We start from the raw sequence: 20534 nt of genomic DNA on the forward strand, positions 1-20534 counted from the left end.
GCTCGGCTGCGCGGCGGGTGCCTGCGCGGGCTGCGGCGCGGCAGCAGTGGGCGCGGCGTTCGCGGTCTGGAACGCCGGCGGGTTGAGCAGCACGGTGTATTCGCGGATCAACTCGCCGTTGTTCCAGTTCGCATCCAAAAGGAAGTCCAGGAACGGCTCGCGCACGGCGGCGTTGCTGGTGATGTGGATGTAGGCGGTGCCGTCAGGATTGCGCACCACCAGGAACTGGAGCTGGCCGAGCACTTCAGGCCGGTCGAGGCCGGCCTGGCTGAACTGGGTTAGGCCTGCGAGCTTGACCTCGAGGCTGTCGAGCTCGTCGCTGGTGGCACCGACCACCGCGATGTCGGCATTGAACTTATCGTTGAGCGCCGAGTTGAGCTTGATCTCGCCCAGGCCAAGCGCATTCGCTGCCATGGGCAGCGCCGCCGACACCAAGGCCAGAAGAACCTTCAGCTTCATGCTCATTACTTTCTTCTCCCCCAAACCCCCCGCCCCCCGGGGGCTCGGAGGCGGGTCAGGACCCTCTCAAGCTAAGAACGCTCTTTACAATGATGGGCTAACTATAGCTTATAAATAGCTTTTCACCAATAACTCGGCTATCTGGACGCTGTTCAGGGCTGCCCCCTTCCGGATGTTGTCGGACACCACCCAGAGGTCTAGACCCCGGGGATGGCTCAAGTCTTCCCGGATCCGGCCTACATAGACCGCGTCCTGGCCGGAGGCCTCGGTGACAGGGGTGGGGTACCCCCCGGGGCGGCGCTCGTCCAGGACCACAACCCCTGGGGCCTTGGCCAGCAGGGCACGCACTTCCCCTGCCCCGATCTTGTCCCGGGTCTCGAGGTGGATGGCCTCGGAATGGCCATAGAAGACCGGCACCCGGACGCAGGTGGCATTCACCTGGATGGCCGGGTCCAGGATCTTGTGGGTCTCCCACACCATCTTCATCTCTTCCCGGGTGTAGCCGTTGTCCTGGAACTCGTCCACCTGGGGCAGCACGTTGAAGGCGATCTGCTTGGGGAACTTGCCGCCCTCTTCCAGGGGCTTGCCGTTGAGCAGCAGCGCCGTCTCCCGGGCCAGGGTCTCGATGGCCGCCCGGCCGGCGCCGGATACCGCCTGGTAGGTCGCGACGTTGATGCGCAGGATGCCGACCGCATCGTGGATGGGCTTCAGGGCCACCACCATCTGCATGGTGCTGCAGTTGGGGTTGGCGATGATGCCGCGGGCCTTGTAGCCGGCGAGCGCCTGCGGGTTCACCTCCGTCACTACCAGCGGCACGTCCGCCTCATAGCGGAACTGCGAGGTGTTGTCGATGACCACGCAGCCGGCGGCGGCGGCCTTGGGCGCGTACGCCTTGGACACGGAGGCGCCGGCGGAGAAGAGACCGATCTGCGCCTGGCCGAAGTCGAACTTGGCGAGGTCCTGCACCACCACCTCGCGGCCGGCGAACTCGATGCGCTCGCCGGCGGAGCGCTCGCTCGCGAGCGCGTACACCTTGCCCACCGGGAACTTGCGCTCGGCGAGGATCTCCAGCAGGGCGGTGCCCACGGCACCGGTGGCGCCCACTACGGCTACATCGAAGGTCTTCACGCGGACTCCAGGTTCAGCATGGGTGGTGCGCGCCTCAGCGCGCGGAAGGCGGGATGGGCTTGAGCGGCGGCGTCACGTCGGCGTTCTGGCCGCGGTGCCTGAGCGCATGGTCCATGAGGGTGAGTGCCAGCATGGCCTCGGCGATGGGCACCGCGCGGATGCCCACCACGGGATCGTGGCGGCCGGTGACCACCACCTCGGCGGGCTCACCCGCCACGTCCACGGTCTCGCCCGGCAGGCGGATGCTGGAAGCAGGCTTGATGGCGAGGCTCACCACGATGTCCTGCCCCGTGGAGATGCCTCCCAGGATGCCGCCCGCATGGTTGCTCTTGAACCCCTGCGGCGTTATCGCGTCCCGGTGCTCGCTGCCCTTCTGCGTCACGGCGCCGAAGCCAGAACCGATCTCCACGCCCTTCACGGCGTTGATGCCCATCATGGCACGGGCCAGGTCTGCGTCCAGCTTGTCGAACACCGGCTCGCCCCAACCCGGCGGCACACCGGCGGCTGACACCGTGACGCGCGCACCGATGGAGTCGCCGGACTTGCGCAGGGTATCCACGTAGTCCTCCAGTTCCTTTACGCGGGAAGGATCCGCGCAGAAGAACGGGTTGGAATCCACCGCGTCGATGTCTTTCATGTCCAGCGCGAGAGGGCCGAGCTGGGCCAGCCAGCCGCGGATGCTGACGCTGTAGCGTTCCTTTAGGTACTTGCGCGCGATGGCGCCGGCGGCGACGCGCATCACCGTCTCCCGGGCCGACGCGCGCCCGCCCCCGCGATGGTCGCGGCGGCCGTATTTCATGAGATAGGTGTAGTCGGCGTGGCCGGGACGGAACTTATCCTGGATGGTCTCGTAGTCCTTGGACCGGGCATCGGTGTTCTCGATCAGCAGGCCGATGGGCGTTCCGGTGGTGACACCCTCGAACACGCCGGAGAGGATCTTCACCGTGTCCGCCTCGTGGCGCTGGGAGGTATGGCGCGAGGTGCCGGTGCGGCGGCGGTCCACGTCGCGCTGGATGTCCGTCTCCGTGAGCGCGAGCCCCGGCGGGCAGCCGTCCACGACGCAGCCCAGCGCCGGTCCATGGCTCTCGCCGAAGGTGGTCACGCTGAACAGGCGGCCGAACGTGTTACCGGACACGCGCCGCCTTCTTCTGGGGCTTGGCCGGCGCGCCGAGCTGGCCGGCGCGCAGCAGGAACACTTCCGCCTGGCCGCGTTCGAACTCGAGCCAGGTGAACGGCAGGTCGGGATAGGCCTGTTCCAGCGCCCAACGGCTGTTGCCCACTTCCACCACCAGGATGCCGTCCGGCGCGAGGTAACGCGGCGCATCCGCGAGGATGTGGCGCACCACGTCCAGGCCGTCCTTCCCCGCCGCGAGTCCTAGCCTGGGCTCGTGCTTGTGCTCGTCAGGGAGAGTCGCCATGTCCTCGGCGTCCACGTAGGGCGGATTGCTCACGATGATGTCGTAAGGCGCTTCCGGCAACCCCTCGAAGACATCGGCCTTGTGCAACAGCACCCGGTCCGCCACATGCAGGCGCTCGGCGTTCATGCGGGCCACCGCCAGCGCGTCGTCGGAGATGTCAGTGGCGTCCACCGCCGCGTCGCCGAAGGCGTGGGCGCAGGCGATGGCGATGCAGCCGCTGCCGGTGCACAGGTCCAGCACCCGGCTCACCCGCTCCGCATCTATCCAGGGCTCGAAGCCGGCCTCGATCAGCTCGGCGATGGGCGAGCGCGGCACCAGCACCCGCTCGTCCACGTAGAAATCCAGGCCGGCGAAACGGGCGGTGTTCGTTATGTAGGCGTAGGGCTTGCGCTCCTCCACGCGGCGGCGGATGAGGTCGTACACCGCGCGCTTCTCGGCGTCGGTCAGGCGGCCGTCCAGCAGCCAGGGCGGGATATCATGGGTGAGGCTCAAGCCATGCAGCACCAGGTTGAGGGCCTCGTCCACCGCGTTGTTGGTGCCGTGCTCGAAATGCAGCTTGGCGCGGCTGAACGCGCTCGCGCCCCAGCGGACGAAGTCCTTGGGCGTCTCCAGGCGTGAGCCGATGTCCTCGAAACGTTCCATCTCGCGCGCGGCCTCAAGGTCGGGAAGCGCCTATGATAAAGGAGTCGCGCACCCTGCTGTTATAATTCCGCCATGAAATCCAAGACCCTGCTGGCTTACGCCGGGCTATGCATCCTGGCGATCGCGGGCGGCCTGCTTGCCGGTTACCTCACTTTCCATCCCCGTCACCCGCGGCCGGTGACCGAGGCGGTGCTGCTGCATGAGGCCAAGCCGTTACCGGAATTCACGCTGAGCGATACCGCAGGTCAGGGCTTCACCCGCGCGGCCCTGCTCGGCCACTGGAGCCTGCTCTACTTCGGCTATACCCACTGTCCGGATGCCTGCCCCACCACCCTCTCGGAACTGGACCACATGCAGGGGCAACTCCGCGGCGTGCCTGCGGCGGACAAGCCCGCCGTGTACTTCATCTCGGTGGACCCGCAGCGGGACGACCTCGCGCTGCTGCGCAACTACGCGCTCTATTTCAACCCGGCCTTCATAGGGGCGACCGGCAACGTCGAGTCGCTAAAGGCGCTGACCGCTCCCCTGGGCGTGGACTTCTCCTACGACCCGGCCGATCGCAAGGGGGACTACGGCGTGAACCACAGCACCTTCGTGGTGCTGGTGGACCCGGAAGCACGGGAGGTGGCGCTGTTCACCCCACCGCTGCAACCCAAGCGCATGGCTGCCGACTACCTTGCGATACTCAAGTACTACGGAGAGAACACCTGATGCCGCGCCGACTGCCCGTCCTGCTGCTCCTGCTCGCTGCCTTCGTCCCTGCCGCTCGAGGCGAGGGTCCCAGCGTGCGCGCCGGCCATGTGTGGATACGCCAGGCGCCCCCGGGCGTGAGCGTGCTTGCGGGTTACTTCAGCATCGAGAACCTCACCGACAAGCCCCTCACGCTCACCTCGGTGAAGAGCCCGGACTTCGGCACGGTGGAGATGCACGAGAGCGTGAGCCAGGGCGGCACGGAGAGCATGCGCCAGGTGGGAGAAGTGGACATCCCCGCGCTGGGCAGCGTCGAGTTCAAGCCCGGCGGCTACCACGTGATGCTGATGCAGCCGAAGAAGAACCTGTTCGCCGGCGACATGGTGTCGCTCACGCTCGCGTTCTCCGACGGTTCCGAGCTCGCGATCCTGGCGCCGGTGCGCCGCGACCCGCCGCAGCGCTGATGTCCGCCTCCCTCGCCGACCGCATCAAGGCCTGGCTGCAGCACCCGCTGCCGCACCATGCCATCTCGCGTCTGACCCACCGCCTCACGCGCGTGCGCCACCGCGGCCTCAAGGACTGGGCGATCCGGGACTTCGCGCGCCGCTTCGGCGTGGACATGAGCGAGGCCGTGCAGGCGGACCTCGGCGCCTATGAGCATTTCAATGCCTTCTTCACCCGGGCGCTGCATCCCCATGCGCGCCCTGTCGCCGCCGGCGCGAAGGACGTGGCCTGCCCCGTGGACGGGGCCGTGAGCCAGATCGGCGCGATCGAAAGCGGCCGAATCTTCCAGGCTAAGGGCCAGGCCTTCACCGCGCTGGAACTCCTCGGCGGCGATGCCGCAGCCGCAGCCCTGTTCGAGCATGGCAGCTTCGCCACGCTCTACCTCTCGCCGAAGGATTACCACCGCATCCACATGCCGCTGGACGGCACGCTCACCCGCATGACCCACGTGCCGGGACGCCTGTTCAGCGTGAACCCGCCCACCACCCGCGTGGTGCCGCGGCTGTTTGCCCGCAACGAGCGGGTCGCTTGCCTGTTCGACACGCCCGCCGGGCCCATGGCCCTGGTGATGGTGGGCGCACTGAACGTGGCCAGCATCGAGACGGTGTGGGCCGGCGAGGTGACTCCGCCCAAGGGCGGGAAGGTCAGGAGCTGGGATTACCAGGCAGGCGAGGTCAGACTAGCCAAGGGCGCCGAGGCGGGCCGCTTCAACATGGGTTCCACGGTGATCCTGCTGTTCGCCCAGGGCCGCATCCGCTGGGAACCTGGCTATCAGCCCGCCTCGTCCGTGCGCATGGGCCGGAAGATCGCCTCTATTATCTGAGGCTATCCAAGAAGACCTTCGCCAGAGCTTCCAACCCAGCCTGATCTTCCTTGTCGAAGCGCGCGAGCTTGGGGCTGTCCAGGTCCAGCACGCCCAGCACCTCGCCCTCGTGGATGAGCGGCACCACCAGCTCCGAGCGGGAATCCCCGTCGCAGAAGATATGGCCCGGGAAGGCGTTCACGTCCGGCACCAGCTGCGTCTCACGGGTCTTAGCGGCGGTGCCGCAGACGCCCTTGCCGAGGGCGATGTGCACGCAGGCAGGCTTGCCTTGGAATGGCCCCACCAGCAGTTCGTCGCCCTGCATGCCCTTGTTGATGAAGTAGAAACCCACCCAGTTCACGTCCGGCAGGCTGTGGTAGAGCAGCGCCGAGAAATTGGCGGCATTGGCCACGCGGTCATGCTCGTCGTGCAGCAGGCCCTTGGCCTGGGACAGGAGGTCCCCGTAGAGATCAGCCTTGCTATCCGCCTTCACCTTCTTCAGCTCGAAACTCATCTCTCTCTCCTCAGGCCCGGTCCGCCGGGAACGCGATCACTTCCTCTATAGACCGGGCACCGGCGGCGATCATTACCAACCGGTCGAAACCCAATGCTACGCCGGCGCAGTCCGGAAGACCTTGCTCCAAACCCGCCAACAGGCCCTCGTCCAGCGGCACCTCCATGAGGCCCTGGGCCTTGCGGTAGGCCCTATCCGCCTCGAAGCGGCGCCGCTGCTCGGCCGCGTCCGAGAGCTCGTGGAAGCCGTTCACCAGCTCCACGCCGCCGATGAAGGCCTCGAAGCGCTCCGCCACCGGCGGCTCGCCGGGCCACACCCGGGCCAGGGCAGCCTGGCTCGCCGGATAGTTATATATAAAGGTGAGGCGCCCCTTGCCGAGCGCCGGGTAGACCAGGTCCCCCGCCACCATGTCCAACCAGCCGTCGTAATCCAACTGGTCCTCGGCCGGCACCTGGCGTCCCGCGCGGTTCAAGGCGGCGATGCAGTCCTTGCTGCCGGCGGTGACCACATCAAAGCCCGCATGGGTCTGGAAGGCCTCCCGGTAGGTGAGGTATTCCGGCGGATCGAGTTCCGGCAGCAGCGCGCCGATCAGCTCCGCCACCTCCGCCATCAGCTGGTGATGGTCGAAACCGATCCGGTACCACTCCAGCATGGTGAACTCGGGGTTGTGCATGCGTCCCGCCTCGCCGCTGCGGAACACCTTGCAGAGCTGGTAGATATCGCCCACGCCTGCGGCGAGCAGGCGCTTCATGGGGAACTCCGGAGAAGTGTGAAGGTACAGATGACCCTTGCGGCCATCCTCGACACGGAAACTCTGGATGTGGCGGTCGGTGGCGCCTGCCCGGGACAGGGCCGGCGTATCCACTTCCAGCACGCCACGGGTGGAAAAGAAAGCGCGGAACTTCGTCAGAAGCTCCGCGCGCAGCTTGAGATTATCTAGCGAGGCTGTGGGCTGCCAGTCAGACATGACTGACGCGCGCGGGCTTACTTAGCCCGGGCGACATACTCCGCAGAACGGGTGTCGACTTTGATCAGGTCGCCTTCGTTGATGAACAGCGGCACCTTCACGGTGGCGCCGGTCTCCAGCTTGGCAGGCTTGCTGCCTCCGGTGACGGTGTCGCCGCGCGCGCCGGGATCCGTCTCGGTGACCTTGAGGATGGCGAAGATGGGCGCGGTCACGGCCAGGGGCTTGCCGTCCCACAGCATGATCTTGCAGAGCTCCTCGCCCTTCAGCCAGTTCTTGGCATCGCCCATGGCGACAGCGTCGGCGGCAAGCTGCTCGAAGTTCTCCGGATTCATGAAATGCCAGAACTGGCCATCGCCATACAGGTACTGCACGTCCAGCTCGGCGATGTCGGCGGCCTCGACGGTATCGCCGGACTTCAGGTTGCGCTCCAGCACCTTGCCGGTCTTGAGGTTGCGGATCTTGATCCGGTTGAAGGCCTGGCCCTTGCCGGGCTTCACGGCTTCGTTCTCGAGGATGGCATAGGGGTCGCCATCCATCATGATCTTGAGACCGGATTTGAATTCGCTGGTGCTGTAGCTGCTCATGGAGATATCCGCCAAGTGTTAAAATGGGCCCGGGCCGCCCCATATCGACAGGTGCCGCCCGAAAAAGCGCGTAATCATACCCTACCGCCCGTCTCCGGGCAGCCCCACGAACCACCCATGACCACCCGCTGGCAGACCGAGATGGCCGAAGCAGTGCGCGACCCCGCCGAGCTGCTGGCGCTGCTGGAACTGGACCCGCGCTGGCTCGAGCCCGCGCGCCGTGCCGCCGCGGGCTTTCCCCTGCGGGTGCCGCGCGCCTTCCTGGCGCGCATCGCCAAGGGCGACCCGGCCGACCCGCTGCTGCGCCAGGTGCTGCCCCTGGGCGAGGAGCTGGCAGCGGCTCCGGGCTACAGCCGCGACCCCGTGGGCGACCTGCCGAGCGTCGCCGCGAAGGGACTGCTCCACAAGTACCGTGGCCGGGTACTGCTCATCACCACGGGCGCCTGCGGCGTGCACTGCCGCTACTGCTTCCGCCGTCACTTCCCCTACGCCGAGGAGAACGCCCGCAGCGGCGAATGGAAGGAGGCGCTGGACTACCTCGCCGCCGACCGGAGCGTGCGCGAGGTGATCCTGAGCGGCGGCGATCCGCTGGCGCTCAGCGACGAGCGCCTGGCGGCCCTGGAGCGGTCGCTCTCGGCCATACCTCATATAAGGAGGTTGCGCATCCACACCCGCCAGCCGGTGGTGCTGCCGTCCCGCGTGGACGAGACGCTGCTCGGCTGGCTCGAGGCCTCGCGGCTGCAGAAGGTGATGGTGCTGCACGTGAACCACGCGCGCGAGATCGACGCCGCGGTGAAGGAAGCCTGCGCGCGGCTGCGCGGGGCCGGCGTCACGCTGCTCAACCAGACCGTACTGTTACGGAAGGTGAACGACTCGGCAGAAGCCCTGGAGGCATTGTCCGAGGCCTTGTTCGAAGCCCAGGTGCTGCCCTACTACCTCAACCTGCTTGATCCGGTGGAAGGCGCCGCGCACTTCGACGTGCCGGAAGCCGAGGCGTTGGCGCTCATGGACGCCATCCGCGCCCGCTTGCCTGGCTATCTCGTGCCCAAGCTGGTGCGGGAAGTGCCGGGGGCTCCGGCTAAAATGCCGGTGTTCCAGCCGGCGAGATAGCCATCGACCGTGACGGTAATCACGGCGCTCACTGGTAAAAGTGTCGTGGATGGGATAAAAATACCCTCCGCAACAAAGAGTTATCGGGTCTTCTAGGGAGTCCTCTTGTCGCCACGCAGCGTCCTGCCTGTCCTCGTCGTCGCGCCCTCGCAGAACGACGCGGAAACCCTCAACAGCACGCTGCGTAACGCGGGACACGCCGTCCGTCCCATCTGGGTGGCGAGCATCGACGCCGCCGAGAAGAGCATCAAGCAGCAGAAGCCCGACCTGATCCTCTGCTCCACCAGCGTGCCGGCGGCACCCTTCGCCGACGTGGTGCGCATGCGCGACATGACCTTGCCGAACGTGCCGATCATCGCCATCGGCGACAGCCTGAAGCCCATGATCGTGGCCGAGATCGTCAACACCGGCGCACGTGACCTCGTGTCCATGGCCCAGGTGGAGCATCTGCAGGCGGTGGTCTCGCGCGAGCTGGAGGTGCTGCAGCTGGCCCGCGACTTCGAGCAGGCCAGCATCAAGCTGCATGAGTACGAGAAGCGCATCAACCTGGTGGTGAAGGAGTCGAAGGACGCCATCAGCTACGTGCACGACGGCATCATCCTCTCCGCCAATCCCGCCTTCCTGGAGCTGTTCGGCCACAAGGAGAGCGCGGATATCGAGGGCACACCCATCCTGGAGTTGTTCGAGAGCGCATCGCAGGGCGCGCTCAAGGAGGCGCTCAAGATCGCCGGCAAGGACCAGGCCGTGGAACCGCTGGAAGTGAAGGGCCTTCCGGCGGAGGGCAAGCCCTTCAGCACCGTGCTCGAGTTCGCGAAGGTGGAGGTGGATGGCGAGCCAGCCATCGCCATCTCCATCCGCAGCGATGCCGGGGCGAAGGAGGCCCAGGCCAAGACCCAGCAGGCGCAGGAGCTCGCCATCAAGGTGCATACCAAGGCCCAGGAGAAGGCGGAAGGTTTCGCGCAGCAGATCGAGCAGCTCACCCAGCAGAACGAGCAGCTCACCCAGAAGCTCGCCGCCAGCGTGCAGCAGCTCACCAGTTTCCGCAACCTCGACCTGTTCACCGGCCTGCTGAACCGCAACCGCTTCCTGGAGGTGCTGAACCAGGCCATGCAGGAACCGCCCAAGGGCGCGGTGCGCGCGCTGGTCATCATCAAGCCGGACAAGTTCACCGCCGTGGCCGAGAAGGTGGGGGTGCTGGCGAGCGACAACATCATCAAGGCGCTCTCGGACCTGATCCGCAGCATGGGCGAGAAGGACGACCAGATAGCCCGCTTCGGCGGCACCGTGTTCATGGCCATGGTGACCCGCGCCAAGCTGCCGGAGGTCGCCGCCTGGGCCGACAAGCTGCGCACCACCGCCGCGAGCCGTATCTTCCAGGCGGGCGGCAAGTCCACCAGCCTGACCATCAGTCTCTCCTATGTGGAGATGGATGCTGCCCGCACCAACGCCGAGAAGCTGCTGGAGGACGCCGAGCAGGCGCACCGCACCGCGCTCCAGCAGGGCGGCAACAAGGTGGTGGGCTGGACGCCCCCGACCGTCGACGCCGAGGGCCGCGTCACCGATACCGAGTGGCAGCGCCGCTTCAACGAGGGCCTCAAGAACAACAAGTTCATCCTGGCTTTCCAGCCGGTGGCGAGCCTCACCGGCGAGGCCACCGACCTGCATGACGTGCTGGTGCGCATGCGCGGTGACAAGGACGAGGAGATACCGCCGAAGGACTTCCTGCCGGCGGCCGAGCGCATCGGCATGATGCCAGCCATCGACCGCTGGATCCTGGAGAACTCGGTGCGGATGCTGGCGGAGCGCGCGAAGGCCGGCAACAAGAGCAGCCTGTTCGTGCGCCTCTCGGACCAGTCGCTCACGGACAAGGGCCTCCTGCCCTGGATCGAGAAGCTGCTCGCGGGCGTCACCGGCATCGCGCCGGGGGCCCTCATCTTCGAGATCCCGGAGAAATCCGCCGAGAAGTACCTCACCGACACCAGCAGCTTCGCCGAGAGCGTCCAGAAGCTGAAATGCGGCTTCGCGCTGGAGCACTTCGGCATCGGCCACGATCCGATGCATACCCTCGACCTCATCAAGGGCGTGAACTACCTCAAGATCGACGGCAGCATCAGCGCGGTGCTGGCCACCGATCCCAAACGCAGCGACATGGTGAAGAAGATCGTGGAGAAGGCGCAGGGCGCCGGCATCAAGACGGTGGCGGAGCGGGTGGAGAAGCCCGAGACCATGGCGGTGCTCTACACCCTAGGCATAGAGTTCATCCAGGGCAACATAGTCCAGGAACCTGAAGTCGTCATGACCGACGCTCGGGCTCCCCGCTAAGGAGCGCCAGCTCCGCATCCCTGCTCCGCTACGTCAAAGATCTTGTTTGAAATTCTGCAGCGCCGCGATGCGCTCTTCCAGCGGCGGATGCGACAGGAACCAGCGGTTCGCGCCCTCGGCCGAATGGTCATGGACGCCGAAGGCCTGCAACGGCTTCGGCAGTGTCCCCTTGTTCCCGGCCGCATCGCCCTCCTCCAGTGTGCCGAGCCGCTTGAGGGCATCGATCATCGCATTCCTGCCCACGAGCTTGGCGCCGCCCGCGTCGGCGCGTAACTCGCGGCGCCGGCAATGAGCCATGACGATGAGCGTGGCCAGGATGCCGAGCGCCGATTGCAGGAATATCACCACCAAGAACACGATGATGGCTGCGCCGATGGAGCGGCCGACCCGGTTCAGGACGGCACCCAATCCCCGCGAGACCAGCCACGAGAAGAAATAGATGAAAGCGTTGAGCACGCCTGTCAGGAGGGTCATGGTGACCATGTCGCCGTTGGCGATGTGGCTCACCTCGTGCCCGATGACGGCCTGTAGTTGCTGGCGGTTCATGTCCCGCATCAGCCTGCTGCTCACGGCCACCAGCGCGTGGTCCCGGTACATGCCGGTGGAGAATGCATTGATCTCATCGGACGGGTAGATGGCGACATCGGGCATGCCGATGCCGGCCTGGCCAGCCAAGCGCTCCACGGTGCTCTTGAGCCAGGCCTCGTCGGGATTGGCAGGCGCCGTGATCGCCTTCGCCTTGGTGAGGCGCAGAGCCGCCCACTTCGAGAGTGCCAAAGATACGAAAGCACCGGTCATGCCCCAGACCAGCCCCACCACGAGGACACTGAAGACGGTGTCGGTACTGAGGTCGACCACCCCGAGCGCTTCGAGCAGGCCCAGGACCAGGCTCATGACGATGAGCACGGCGAAATTGGTGATCAAGAACAGGACGAAACGCCAGGTGATCATGGACTCCCCCTGCCTGACCCAAATAGTCTAATCCTTGCGGGACCTGCCCGGCCAGCGGGATTCGGGGTACAGGGCATCCACGGTGCGGTAGTTCTTGGGCAGCTTGAGGCCCTTGCGGCCGCGGTCGCCCTTGTACTCCGCGAGCTCCTTGGCGGAGAGCGTCATGTGACGGTTGCCGCAGACGATCACCATGCTCTCGCCCGCCGGCACGCTGGTGATGGCCGCCATGGCCTCCTCGCCCGCCGCGTGCTTCTTGGTGTTGATGCCCATGATCTTGTTGCCCTTGCCGCGGGCCAGCTCCGGCAGGTTCTTGATGGCGAAAGCCAGGATGTGGCCCTCGTTGCTCACCGCCACCAGGGTGTCGGTCTTCACGTCCTTCACCGGCGAGGGTACGCTCACCTTGGCGCCCGGCTTCACCTTCAGCACCGCCTTGCCGGCGCGATTGCGGGTGACGAGCTCGGCTAGCTTCACCACGAAGCCGTAACCCAGGTCGTTCGCCACTAACCACAGGTCCGTGGGCTCGCCAATCAGGGCGCCCGCGAAGGTCGCGCCATCCGGCGGGGAGACGCGGCCCGTGAGCGGCTCGCCCTGGCTCCTGGCCGAGGGCAGCGTGTGGGCCGGCAGCGTGTAGGCGCGGCCGGTGGAGTCCAGGAAAACGGCTGGCTGGTTGCTCTTGCCGTAGGCGGCGGTGAGGAAGGCGTCCCCGGACTTGTAACTCAGGGTCGTGGGGTCCAGCTCGTGCCCCTTGGCCGCACGCACCCAGCCCGCCTTCGACAGCACGACCGTGGTCGGCTCGGTGGGCAGGAGCTGGGTCTCGTCGATGGCCTGGGCCGCGATGGCCTTCTCCACCAGGCGCGAACGGCGCTCGTCGCCGAAGGTCTCGGCGTCCGCCGCGAGCTCGGTGCGGATCAGCTTCTTGAGCTTGGCCTTGGAAGCCAGCGTCTCCTCCAGGCTCTTGCGCTCGGCGGCCAGCTCCTTCTGCTCACCCTTGATCTTCATCTCCTCGAGCTTGGCCAGGTGCCGCAGCTTGAGCTCCAGGATCGCCTCGGCCTGGATGTCAGAAAGCTTGAACTTCTTCATCAGCACGGGCTTGGGCTCGTCGTGCTTGCGAATGATGGCGATGACCTCGTCGATGTTGAGGTAGGCCGTCAGCATTCCAGCCAGGATGTGCAGGCGCTTCTGCACCTTGTCGAGGCGGAACTCCAGGCGCCGGGTCACGGTCTTGAGGCGGAACTCCAGCCACTCCTGCAGGAGCTCCTTGAGGTTCTTCACCGCCGGCCGGCCGTCGAGCCCGATCATGTTGAAGTTGACCCGGTAGCTGCGCTCGAGGTCGGTGGTGGCGAAGAGATGCGCCATCAGCTCGTCCGAGTCCACCCGGTTGGAGCGCGGCACGATCACGAGCCGCGTCGGGTTCTCGTGGTCGGACTCGTCGCGCAGGTCCTCCACCATGGGCAGCTTCTTGTTGCGCATCTGGGTGGCGATCTGCTCCAGCACCTTGGCGCCGGACACCTGGTACGGGAGCGCGGTGACCACAATCTCACCGGTGCCCTTCTCGCGGCTCCACTTGGCGCGCACCCGCACGCTGCCGTTGCCCGTGTCGTACATCTGGCGCAGCTCGGTCTTGGGCGTGACGATCTCCGCCGCGGTCGGGAAGTCCGGACCCTTGATGTGCTCGCACAGGTCGCGCACCGTGGCCTTGGGATCATCCAGGAGGTGGATGCAGGCGGTGGCGACCTCGCGCAAGTTGTGGGGCAGGATGTCGGTGGCCATGCCCACGGCGATGCCGGTGGTGCCGTTCAAGAGCACGTTCGGCAGCCGCGCCGGCAGGAGCTTGGGCTCCTCCAGGGTGCCGTCGAAATTCGGCTGCCAGTCCACAGTCCCCTGCCCCAGCTCCGAGAGGAGCACCTCGGCGTACTTGGAGAGCTTGGCCTCGGTGTAGCGCATGGCGGCGAAGGACTTGGGGTCGTCGGTGGAACCCCAGTTGCCCTGGCCCTCGATGATGGGATAGCGGTATGAGAACGGCTGGGCCATGAGCACCATGGCCTCGTAGCAGGCGGAATCGCCGTGCGGATGGTACTTGCCGAGCACGTCGCCCACGGTGCGGGCGGACTTCTTGGGCTTGGACTGCCAGTCCAGCGAGAGCTCTGACATGGCGTACACGATGCGCCGCTGCACGGGCTTGAGGCCGTCGCCGATGTGCGGCAGCGCCCGGTCCAGGATCACGTACATGGAGTAATCCAGGTACGCCTTCTCCGTGAACTCCTTCAGGGGCTGCTGCTCGGCGCCCTTCACCGTATACATCTGCTCGGCCATGGTCACTTACCTATAGATGTCAGATTTCAGCCAGGTTGCCCTTCTTCTCCAGCCAATCCTTGCGGTCGCCGGAGCGCTTCTTCGCCAGCAACATGTCCATGAGCTTGTCGGTCTGGTCCTTCGCCTCCAGCGTGAGCTGCACCAGCCGGCGGGTGTCGGGGGCGATAGTGGTCTCGCGCAGCTGAGACGGGCTCATCTCGCCCAGACCCTTGAAGCGCATCACCGTCGGCTTGCCTCGCACCTTGTCCTTCACGAGCTTGTCCAGCACCGCCTTCTTCTCATCGTCGTCCAGTGCGTAGAACACCTGTTTGCCGATGTCGATGCGGTAGAGGGGCGGCATGGCCACGAACACGTGGCCGGCCGTCACCAGCGGCCGGAAGTGGCGCACGAACAGCGCGCACAGGAGTGTGGCGATGTGCTTGCCGTCGGAGTCCGCGTCCGCCAGGATGCAGACCTTGTTGTAGCGCAGTCCGTCCAGCTTGGAGGAACCCGGCTCGACGCCGATGGCGATGCTGATGTTGTGCACTTCCTCGGAGGCGAGGATCTCGCCCGGTTCCACTTCCCAGGTGTTGAGGATCTTGCCGCGCAGCGGCAGGATCGCCTGGAACTCCCGGTCGCGGGCCTGCTTGGCGGAGCCGCCGGCGGAGTCGCCCTCCACCAGGAAGAGCTCCGACTGCTTGGGCTCGCCGCTGGTGCAGTCGGCCAGCTTGCCCGGAAGGGCCGGGCCGGCGGTGACCTTCTTGCGCACCACCTGCTTCGCCACCTTCATGCGCGCCTGCGCGTTCTCGATGGCGAGCTGGGCGATCTGCTCGCCCGCCTCGGTGTGCTGGTTGAGCCACAGTGCCAGGGCGTCCTTCACCACGCCGCCGACGAAGGTCGCGGACTCGCGGGAGGACAGCCGCTCCTTGGTCTGGCCGGAGAACTGCGGATCCACCATCTTGAGGGAGAGCACATAGGCGGCGCGGTCGCAGATGTCCTCGGGCGCCAGCTTCACGCCGCGCGGCACCAGGTTGCGGAACTCACAGAACTCGCGCACCGCCTCGGTGATGCCGGTGCGCAGGCCGTTGACGTGGGTGCCGCCCTGGATGGTGGGGATGAGGTTGACGTAGCTCTCGCTGAAGATCTCGCCACCCTCGCCGGGCAGCCACACCACCGCCCAGTCCACCGCCTCCTTGCCCTGCTGCACGCCGCCCGTGAAGGGCTCGTTCGGCAGGTACTCGGCGCCCTCGAGGGAATCCACGAGGTAGCCCTTGAGGCCGTCGATGTAATGCCACTCCTCCTTCTCCAGGGTCTGTTCGTTGATGAACTTGACCGTGAGGCCCGGGCACAGCACCGCCTTGGCGCGCAGCACGTGCTTGAGCTTGGGGATGGAGAACTTGTTGCTGTCGAAATACTTCGGGTCCGGCCAGAAGCGCAGCAGCGTGCCGGTGTTGGCCTTGCCGACCTCGCCCTGAGACTCGAGCTTGGTGACGCGCTTGCCGTCCTTGAAGCCCATGTGCCAGCGCTTGCCGTTGCGCTTCACCCACACTTCCAGCTTGCTGGACAGGGCGTTCACCACCGACACGCCCACGCCGTGCAGGCCGCCGGAGAACTGGTAGTTCTTGTCCGAGAACTTGCCGCCCGCGTGCAGGCGCGTGAGGATCAGCTCGACGCCGGTCACCTTCTCCTTGGGATGCACGTCCACCGGCATGCCGCGGCCGTCGTCCTGCACCGAGAGGGAGCCGTCCTTGTGGACGATGACCTCGATCTTCTTGGCGTGGCCGACGATGGCCTCGTCCACGCTGTTGTCGATGACTTCCTGGGCGAGATGGTTGGGGCGGGAGGTGTCGGTGTACATGCCCGGGCGCTTGCGCACCGGGTCGAGGCCGGAGAGGACCTCGATGTCTGCGGCATCGTATTTTGCGGCCATGCTGCGGGAATCACCCTGCTGGATAAGCAGGCGCCCCGGGCGCCCGCGATGGCGGGGATTCTACCTGAAACAGCGGCTATTGCAGGGCTTTCAAGCCAGGTCGGCGACGAGAGACTTCCGCAGTTCCGCCGGCACCGGCTTGAGCTCATGACGGTATGCCGGATGGTCCGCGCCCGCGTCCAGCTCGGCGCCTTCCTTCAGCGCACGCGCCATCTCCGGTGTGAGTTCGAAGCGCAGGAAATGCACCGAGGAGGTCTTCTCCTCCGTTTCTCGCTCCAGGTCCTCGTCGGCGATGGGGTGGACCTTCTCCTGGCCGCGCACCTGCAGCCACACCTTGTCCTCGACACCGATGAGCTTGGCCAGCGCCTGGCGCCGCTCCTCCACGTCGCCGAACTCGATGAGCATGGTCGCCTTCCAGTTGGAGCCGTCCGGGATCAGCGGGTTGTAGGCGTCCAGCTCGTCTTGGATGCCCGCGGCCTCGAAGATGCGCTCGGCGCGCAGCATCTCCTGCACCTGGTAACGCATGGTCTCGCGGTCCTCGAACAGGAGCGTGAGGTTGGGCCCGATGTGCAGGGTCCGCGCGCGCTTGTGCGCGATGATCTCCTGGCGGAACGCAGCGCGCTTCTGCGCGTACTCCTCCAGGCTCCACAGGTCCTTGCGTTCCAGTTTGCCGTTCGCGATCTGCATGTTCATGTCGCTCTAGTCCTCTTTGTCCTTGATGGGCCCCTCGGTGAAAAGGTATTCCCTCAATTCCTTGTTGAAGCGCGGGTTGCGGCGGCGGATCCACTCCAAGGTCATGGCCGCGTGCTCGATCTCCTCGTCACGGTTGTGGGCGAGCACGGCTTTCAGCTCCGGATCCTTGGCGGCGGCGACCCGCTGGTTGTACCAGTCCACCGCCTCCAGCTCCTCCATGAGGGAGACGATGGCGCGGTGCAGGTCCCGGACCTCGTCCGGCAGCTCCTCGATCGGCTCGTGATATCCCTCGCTGGACATGGTCATCTCCTGGAGTCCGAAGCGGATGTTCGATTGTACTGCTCTGAGTCAGTCCAGACCGTAGGCCTTGCGAAGCAGTTCCATCGGCAGTTCGGGTTCCTTGCGGTCCTTGAGGCCGTTCTGGATCTGCTCCGCGGCCATGGGGCAGTCGCTTATGTAATGGTCGCAGCCCGACCCTTCCACCTTGGTCATCACCGGCCGGCCGATCTTCATGGAGATGCCGTGGTACTCGCTCTTCACGGCATAGGTGCCGTTGTGGCCGGAGCAGCGCTCGATGGCCTCGAGCTTGGTGTCCGGCACCAGCTCCAGCACTTCCTTGGTCTTGAGGCCCACGTTCTGCACCCGCTGGTGACAAGGGACGTGGTAGGAGACCTTGCCGAGGCTCTCCTTGAAGTCGATCTTGAGCTTGCCGGCTTTCTGCCGGAGCGAGAGGTACTCGAAGGGATCGTAGAACGCGTCCCTCACCTTGATCACCTGCGGATCGTCCGGGAACATCAGCGGCAGCTCCTGCTTGAACATGAGCACACAGGAGGGGATGGGCGCGACCAGGTCCCAGCCTTCGTCCACCAGCTTGGCCAGCATGGGAACGTTCTCTTCCTTATATCCACGGATGGTGTCGAAGTCGCCCAGCTCCAGCTTGGGCATACCGCAGCAGTTCTCGGAAGGCGTGAGCCGCACCGGCATGCCGTTGTGCTCGAACACCTTGACGAGGTCCGTGACCATCTCCGGCTTGTTGCGGTTGCCGTAGCAGGTGAGGAAGATCGCCACCTTGCCGCGGGTCTCGCCGGCGGGCTCCGGCTGCGCCGCGAGCGGCGCGTGGTCCTTGAGCTGCTTGCGCGCGGTGTCACTGTGGAACTCCGGCAGCACCGCGTCCGGGTGGATGCCGAGAGTCTTGTCCAGCAGCTTGCGCACGGCGCCGTTCTTGTTGGCGGCGTTCACCGCCTGCGCCACGACGGGGATGCCCGCGAACTCGCCCATCTTCTGCGGCGCGGAGAGCATGCGGTCGCGGAAGCCCGCGCCCTCCTTCTTGAACTTCACCGCCTTGGCCCGGAGCATGAGGTGCGGGAAGTCCACGTTCCAGGGATGCGGCGGCACGTACGGGCACTTGGTCATGTAGCACATGTCGCACAGGTAGCAATGGTCCACCACGTCCCAGTAGACCTTCTTGTCCACGCCGTCGAGCTCCAGCGTGGGCGACTCGTCGATGGCGTCGAACAGCGTAGGGAAGGAGTTGCACAGGCTGAAGCAGCGGCGGCAGCCGTGGCAGATGTCGAACACCCGCTCCAGCTCTTTCGTCAGCGCCGTCTCGTCCCAGAACTCGGGTTTCTGCCACTCGATGGCATGGCGCGTCGGGGCTTCCAGGCCCCCTTCCCGTCCTTCGCCGATCTTCGCCATGAGCGCTCCTTAGTGGATAAAAAGCGGGGGTGCTTAACACCCCCGCATCATCTCAACAGTCCGTCCGCCGCGGGTTGACCCAGGTCACTTGCCCAGGGTATCGAGCGCCTTCTGGAAGCGGTTGGCGTGGGAACGCTCCGCCTTGGCCAGGGTCTCGAACCAGTCAGCGATCTCGCCGAAGCCTTCCTCGCGGGCGGCCTTGGCCATGCCCGGGTACATGTCGGTGTACTCGTGGGTCTCGCCGGCGATGGCGGCCTTCAGGTTCTTGTCGGTGGCGCCGATCGGCAGGCCGGTAGCCGGGTCACCCACCGCCTCCAGGTATTCCAGGTGGCCGTGCGCGTGGCCGGTCTCGCCTTCCGCGGTGGAGCGGAACACGGTGGACACGTCGTTGAAGCCTTCCACGTCCGCCTTGTTTGCGAAGTACAGGTAACGGCGGTTCGCCTGGGACTCGCCCGCGAAGGCCTCTTTCAGGTTCTTCTCGGTCTTGCTGCCTTTCAGGTTGCTCATTTCATCCTCCGGTGCTGTTCTCTATCCATTCCAGGGGGGGCCACGCTCATCCGCAGCCGTTTAGACTAAGTCTAAAATGTACCCTTCGCGGCCGGCACTGTCAACGGGTTTGACCCTATCCTGACCCGCGCGTATCGTGCCCGGCCCAGAAGGAGACCCAAGTGGCCAAAGCCGCCAAGACCGATCCCGCCGCCGGCCTCGACTTCGAGAAGGCCCTCGCCGAACTCGAGGAGATCGTCTCCACCCTGGAGAAGGGCGACCTCAGCCTCGACGCGGCGCTCAAGCACTTCGAGCGCGGCATCAGCCTCACCCGCCAGTGCCAGGCCTCCCTCAAGGATGCCGAACTCAAGGTGGAGATGCTGGTGGAGAAAGGCGGCAAGCAGTCGCTTGAACCCTTCGAGACCGAAGAAGACGAATGACCCCTTCGTTTAAGGACCGGGTGCCGGATTACTCCGCCCGCATCGAGAAGGTCCTGGACCTCTGGCTGCCCTCCGCGGAGAAGATCCCGCAACGTCTGCACTCCGCCATGCGTTACGCCGTGCTGGGCGGCGGCAAGCGCCTGCGTCCGCTCCTCATCTATGCCGCCGGGGAAGCCCTGGGGATGCCGCCGGAACGGCTGGATGGCCCGGCAGCCGCGGTGGAGATCATCCACGCCTACTCCCTCATCCACGACGACCTGCCGGCCATGGACGACGACGCGCTGCGCCGCGGCCGGCCCACCTGCCACATCGCCTACGATGAGGCCACCGCCATCCTCGCCGGGGATGCACTGCAGGTGCTGGCCTTCCAGATCCTCGCCGAGGACCCGTCCATGACCGCCTCCCCCGCCGCGCGGGTGGAGATGTTGAAGAGCGTCGCCATCGCCAGCGGCTCCGCCGGCATGGCGGGCGGCCAGGCCATCGACCTCGCCGCCGCCGGCCGCCAGCTGGATCTCGCCGAGCTCGAACTCATGCATATCCATAAGACCGGCGCGCTGATCCGCGCCAGCGTGCTGCTCGCCGCCCAGAGCGCAGCGGGACTCGAGGCCGCGAAGCTGGCGGCGCTGGACCGCTACGCCAAGTGCGTGGGCCTCGCGTTCCAGATCCAGGACGACATCCTGGACGTGGAGGGCGAGACCTCGACCCTGGGCAAACAGGCGGGCGCCGACTCTGCCCGCAACAAGCCCACCTACCCCAGCATCCTGGGCCTGGAACGCTCCAAGCAGCGGGCCACGGAACTCAGGGACGAGGCGGTGCAGGCCCTGGCGCCCCTGGGCGAGGCCGTGGCACCCCTCATCTGGCTCGCGGAATACATAGTTTCCCGGGAAAGTTGAGCCTTTATAGCGGC

At 66.0% G+C, this 20534-nt stretch carries 21 protein-coding genes; 7 read left to right on the plus strand and 14 right to left on the minus strand.

Annotated elements, in window-relative coordinates:
* The 4 genes from VF651_03195 to prmB form a co-directional block, all read right to left on the minus strand.
* The coding region (locus VF651_03195; protein HEX7964703.1) for a hypothetical protein at nucleotides 1-465 on the minus strand (465 nt) is incomplete at its 3' end.
* 102 nt (nucleotides 466-567) lie between these two features.
* Nucleotides 568-1587 carry an aspartate-semialdehyde dehydrogenase gene (locus tag VF651_03200; GenBank protein ID HEX7964704.1) on the minus strand — a complete coding sequence of 340 codons (1020 nt, stop codon included), beginning with the start codon at nucleotides 1585-1587 and terminating at the stop codon, nucleotides 568-570.
* Between the two features lie 34 nt (nucleotides 1588-1621).
* Nucleotides 1622-2722: a chorismate synthase gene (aroC, locus tag VF651_03205; GenBank protein HEX7964705.1), complete on the minus strand. Its 1101-nt coding sequence runs from the start codon at nucleotides 2720-2722 to the stop codon at nucleotides 1622-1624.
* A complete protein-coding gene (gene prmB, locus VF651_03210; protein ID HEX7964706.1) occupies nucleotides 2712-3647 on the minus strand; it encodes a 50S ribosomal protein L3 N(5)-glutamine methyltransferase in 936 nt (311 codons plus the stop codon). Before prmB ends, aroC begins: the two co-directional genes overlap by 11 nt.
* 72 nt (nucleotides 3648-3719) lie before the next feature.
* Between prmB and VF651_03215 the strand changes: the two genes are divergently transcribed.
* The 3 genes from VF651_03215 to asd are packed head-to-tail and all read left to right on the plus strand — an operon-like array spanning nucleotide 3720 to nucleotide 5664.
* Nucleotides 3720-4358 carry an SCO family protein gene (locus VF651_03215; protein ID HEX7964707.1) on the plus strand — a complete coding sequence of 213 codons (639 nt, stop codon included), beginning with the start codon at nucleotides 3720-3722 and terminating at the stop codon, nucleotides 4356-4358.
* Entirely contained in the window at nucleotides 4358-4801 is a 444-nt protein-coding gene (locus tag VF651_03220; protein ID HEX7964708.1) for a copper chaperone PCu(A)C, read from the plus strand. The genes VF651_03215 and VF651_03220 overlap by 1 nt, the downstream gene beginning before the upstream one ends.
* The gene (asd, locus tag VF651_03225) at nucleotides 4801-5664 is read left to right on the plus strand and encodes an archaetidylserine decarboxylase (protein ID HEX7964709.1); all 864 of its coding nucleotides are present in this window, start codon (nucleotides 4801-4803) and stop codon (nucleotides 5662-5664) included. Before VF651_03220 ends, asd begins: the two co-directional genes overlap by 1 nt.
* Here the strand turns inward: asd and VF651_03230 are convergent.
* The 3 genes from VF651_03230 to efp are packed head-to-tail and all read right to left on the minus strand — an operon-like array spanning nucleotide 5657 to nucleotide 7708.
* Nucleotides 5657-6157: a GAF domain-containing protein gene (locus tag VF651_03230; protein ID HEX7964710.1), complete on the minus strand. Its 501-nt coding sequence runs from the start codon at nucleotides 6155-6157 to the stop codon at nucleotides 5657-5659. The two genes, asd and VF651_03230, sit on opposite strands and share 8 nt — an antisense overlap.
* Before the next feature lie 10 nt (nucleotides 6158-6167).
* The gene (gene epmA, locus VF651_03235; GenBank protein ID HEX7964711.1) at nucleotides 6168-7124 is read right to left on the minus strand and encodes an EF-P lysine aminoacylase EpmA; all 957 of its coding nucleotides are present in this window, start codon (nucleotides 7122-7124) and stop codon (nucleotides 6168-6170) included.
* Between the two features lie 17 nt (nucleotides 7125-7141).
* On the minus strand, nucleotides 7142-7708 hold the full coding sequence (gene efp / locus VF651_03240; protein HEX7964712.1) for an elongation factor P: 567 nt from the start codon (nucleotides 7706-7708) through the stop codon (nucleotides 7142-7144).
* A gap of 117 nt (nucleotides 7709-7825) precedes the next feature.
* Between efp and epmB the strand changes: the two genes are divergently transcribed.
* Together epmB and VF651_03250 are read left to right on the plus strand one after the other, a co-directional pair.
* On the plus strand, nucleotides 7826-8818 hold the full coding sequence (gene epmB / locus VF651_03245) for an EF-P beta-lysylation protein EpmB (GenBank protein ID HEX7964713.1): 993 nt from the start codon (nucleotides 7826-7828) through the stop codon (nucleotides 8816-8818).
* Nucleotides 8819-8923: 105 nt separating this feature from the next.
* A complete protein-coding gene (locus tag VF651_03250) occupies nucleotides 8924-11140 on the plus strand; it encodes an EAL domain-containing protein (GenBank protein ID HEX7964714.1) in 2217 nt (738 codons plus the stop codon).
* 33 nt (nucleotides 11141-11173) lie between these two features.
* On the opposite strand, the gene htpX is transcribed toward VF651_03250, so the two are convergent.
* From htpX to VF651_03285, 7 genes are all read right to left on the minus strand, one after another.
* Nucleotides 11174-12091: a protease HtpX gene (gene htpX / locus VF651_03255; protein HEX7964715.1), complete on the minus strand. Its 918-nt coding sequence runs from the start codon at nucleotides 12089-12091 to the stop codon at nucleotides 11174-11176.
* A gap of 27 nt (nucleotides 12092-12118) precedes the next feature.
* Nucleotides 12119-14404 carry a DNA topoisomerase IV subunit A gene (gene parC / locus VF651_03260; GenBank protein ID HEX7964716.1) on the minus strand — a complete coding sequence of 762 codons (2286 nt, stop codon included), beginning with the start codon at nucleotides 14402-14404 and terminating at the stop codon, nucleotides 12119-12121.
* Nucleotides 14405-14423: 19 nt separating this feature from the next.
* The gene (gene parE, locus VF651_03265; protein HEX7964717.1) at nucleotides 14424-16313 is read right to left on the minus strand and encodes a DNA topoisomerase IV subunit B; all 1890 of its coding nucleotides are present in this window, start codon (nucleotides 16311-16313) and stop codon (nucleotides 14424-14426) included.
* Nucleotides 16314-16403: 90 nt separating this feature from the next.
* Nucleotides 16404-17006 (minus strand): DUF3501 family protein, encoded by a 603-nt coding sequence (locus VF651_03270; protein HEX7964718.1) that lies wholly within the window; start codon nucleotides 17004-17006, stop codon nucleotides 16404-16406.
* Nucleotides 17007-17012: 6 nt separating this feature from the next.
* Nucleotides 17013-17306: a ferritin-like domain-containing protein gene (locus tag VF651_03275; protein ID HEX7964719.1), complete on the minus strand. Its 294-nt coding sequence runs from the start codon at nucleotides 17304-17306 to the stop codon at nucleotides 17013-17015.
* A 48-nt stretch (nucleotides 17307-17354) separates the two neighbouring features.
* A complete protein-coding gene (locus VF651_03280; protein ID HEX7964720.1) occupies nucleotides 17355-18701 on the minus strand; it encodes a heterodisulfide reductase-related iron-sulfur binding cluster in 1347 nt (448 codons plus the stop codon).
* Nucleotides 18702-18785: 84 nt separating this feature from the next.
* Entirely contained in the window at nucleotides 18786-19208 is a 423-nt protein-coding gene (locus tag VF651_03285; protein ID HEX7964721.1) for a rubrerythrin family protein, read from the minus strand.
* Between the two features lie 161 nt (nucleotides 19209-19369).
* Here VF651_03285 and VF651_03290 point away from each other — a divergent pair, with 161 nt between their 5' ends.
* Together VF651_03290 and VF651_03295 are read left to right on the plus strand one after the other, a co-directional pair.
* Entirely contained in the window at nucleotides 19370-19627 is a 258-nt protein-coding gene (locus VF651_03290; GenBank protein HEX7964722.1) for an exodeoxyribonuclease VII small subunit, read from the plus strand.
* Nucleotides 19624-20520, plus strand: a complete 897-nt coding sequence (locus tag VF651_03295; protein HEX7964723.1) for a farnesyl diphosphate synthase — start codon at nucleotides 19624-19626, stop codon at nucleotides 20518-20520. Before VF651_03290 ends, VF651_03295 begins: the two co-directional genes overlap by 4 nt.
* The last annotated feature ends 14 nt before the right edge of the window (nucleotides 20521-20534 follow it).

Source organism: Gammaproteobacteria bacterium (assembly GCA_036383255.1).
GTDB lineage: Bacteria > Pseudomonadota > Gammaproteobacteria > Natronospirales > REEB76 > DASUBN01.

Bases quoted from the DNA above. Each gene is read 5' to 3' on its own strand.
- prmB (HEX7964706.1), bottom strand. From the start codon at position 3,647: ATGGAACGTTTCGAGGACATCGGCTCACGCCTGGAGACGCCCAAGGAC.
- VF651_03215 (HEX7964707.1), top strand. From the start codon at position 3,720: ATGAAATCCAAGACCCTGCTGGCTTACGCCGGGCTATGCATCCTGGCG.
- VF651_03220 (HEX7964708.1), top strand. From the start codon at position 4,358: ATGCCGCGCCGACTGCCCGTCCTGCTGCTCCTGCTCGCTGCCTTCGTC.
- asd (HEX7964709.1), top strand. From the start codon at position 4,801: ATGTCCGCCTCCCTCGCCGACCGCATCAAGGCCTGGCTGCAGCACCCG.
- VF651_03230 (HEX7964710.1), bottom strand. From the start codon at position 6,157: ATGAGTTTCGAGCTGAAGAAGGTGAAGGCGGATAGCAAGGCTGATCTC.
- epmA (HEX7964711.1), bottom strand. From the start codon at position 7,124: ATGTCTGACTGGCAGCCCACAGCCTCGCTAGATAATCTCAAGCTGCGC.
- efp (HEX7964712.1), bottom strand. From the start codon at position 7,708: ATGAGCAGCTACAGCACCAGCGAATTCAAATCCGGTCTCAAGATCATG.
- epmB (HEX7964713.1), top strand. From the start codon at position 7,826: ATGACCACCCGCTGGCAGACCGAGATGGCCGAAGCAGTGCGCGACCCC.
- htpX (HEX7964715.1), bottom strand. From the start codon at position 12,091: ATGATCACCTGGCGTTTCGTCCTGTTCTTGATCACCAATTTCGCCGTG.
- parC (HEX7964716.1), bottom strand. From the start codon at position 14,404: ATGGCCGAGCAGATGTATACGGTGAAGGGCGCCGAGCAGCAGCCCCTG.
- parE (HEX7964717.1), bottom strand. From the start codon at position 16,313: ATGGCCGCAAAATACGATGCCGCAGACATCGAGGTCCTCTCCGGCCTC.
- VF651_03270 (HEX7964718.1), bottom strand. From the start codon at position 17,006: ATGAACATGCAGATCGCGAACGGCAAACTGGAACGCAAGGACCTGTGG.
- VF651_03275 (HEX7964719.1), bottom strand. From the start codon at position 17,306: ATGTCCAGCGAGGGATATCACGAGCCGATCGAGGAGCTGCCGGACGAG.
- VF651_03280 (HEX7964720.1), bottom strand. From the start codon at position 18,701: ATGGCGAAGATCGGCGAAGGACGGGAAGGGGGCCTGGAAGCCCCGACG.
- VF651_03285 (HEX7964721.1), bottom strand. From the start codon at position 19,208: ATGAGCAACCTGAAAGGCAGCAAGACCGAGAAGAACCTGAAAGAGGCC.
- VF651_03295 (HEX7964723.1), top strand. From the start codon at position 19,624: ATGACCCCTTCGTTTAAGGACCGGGTGCCGGATTACTCCGCCCGCATC.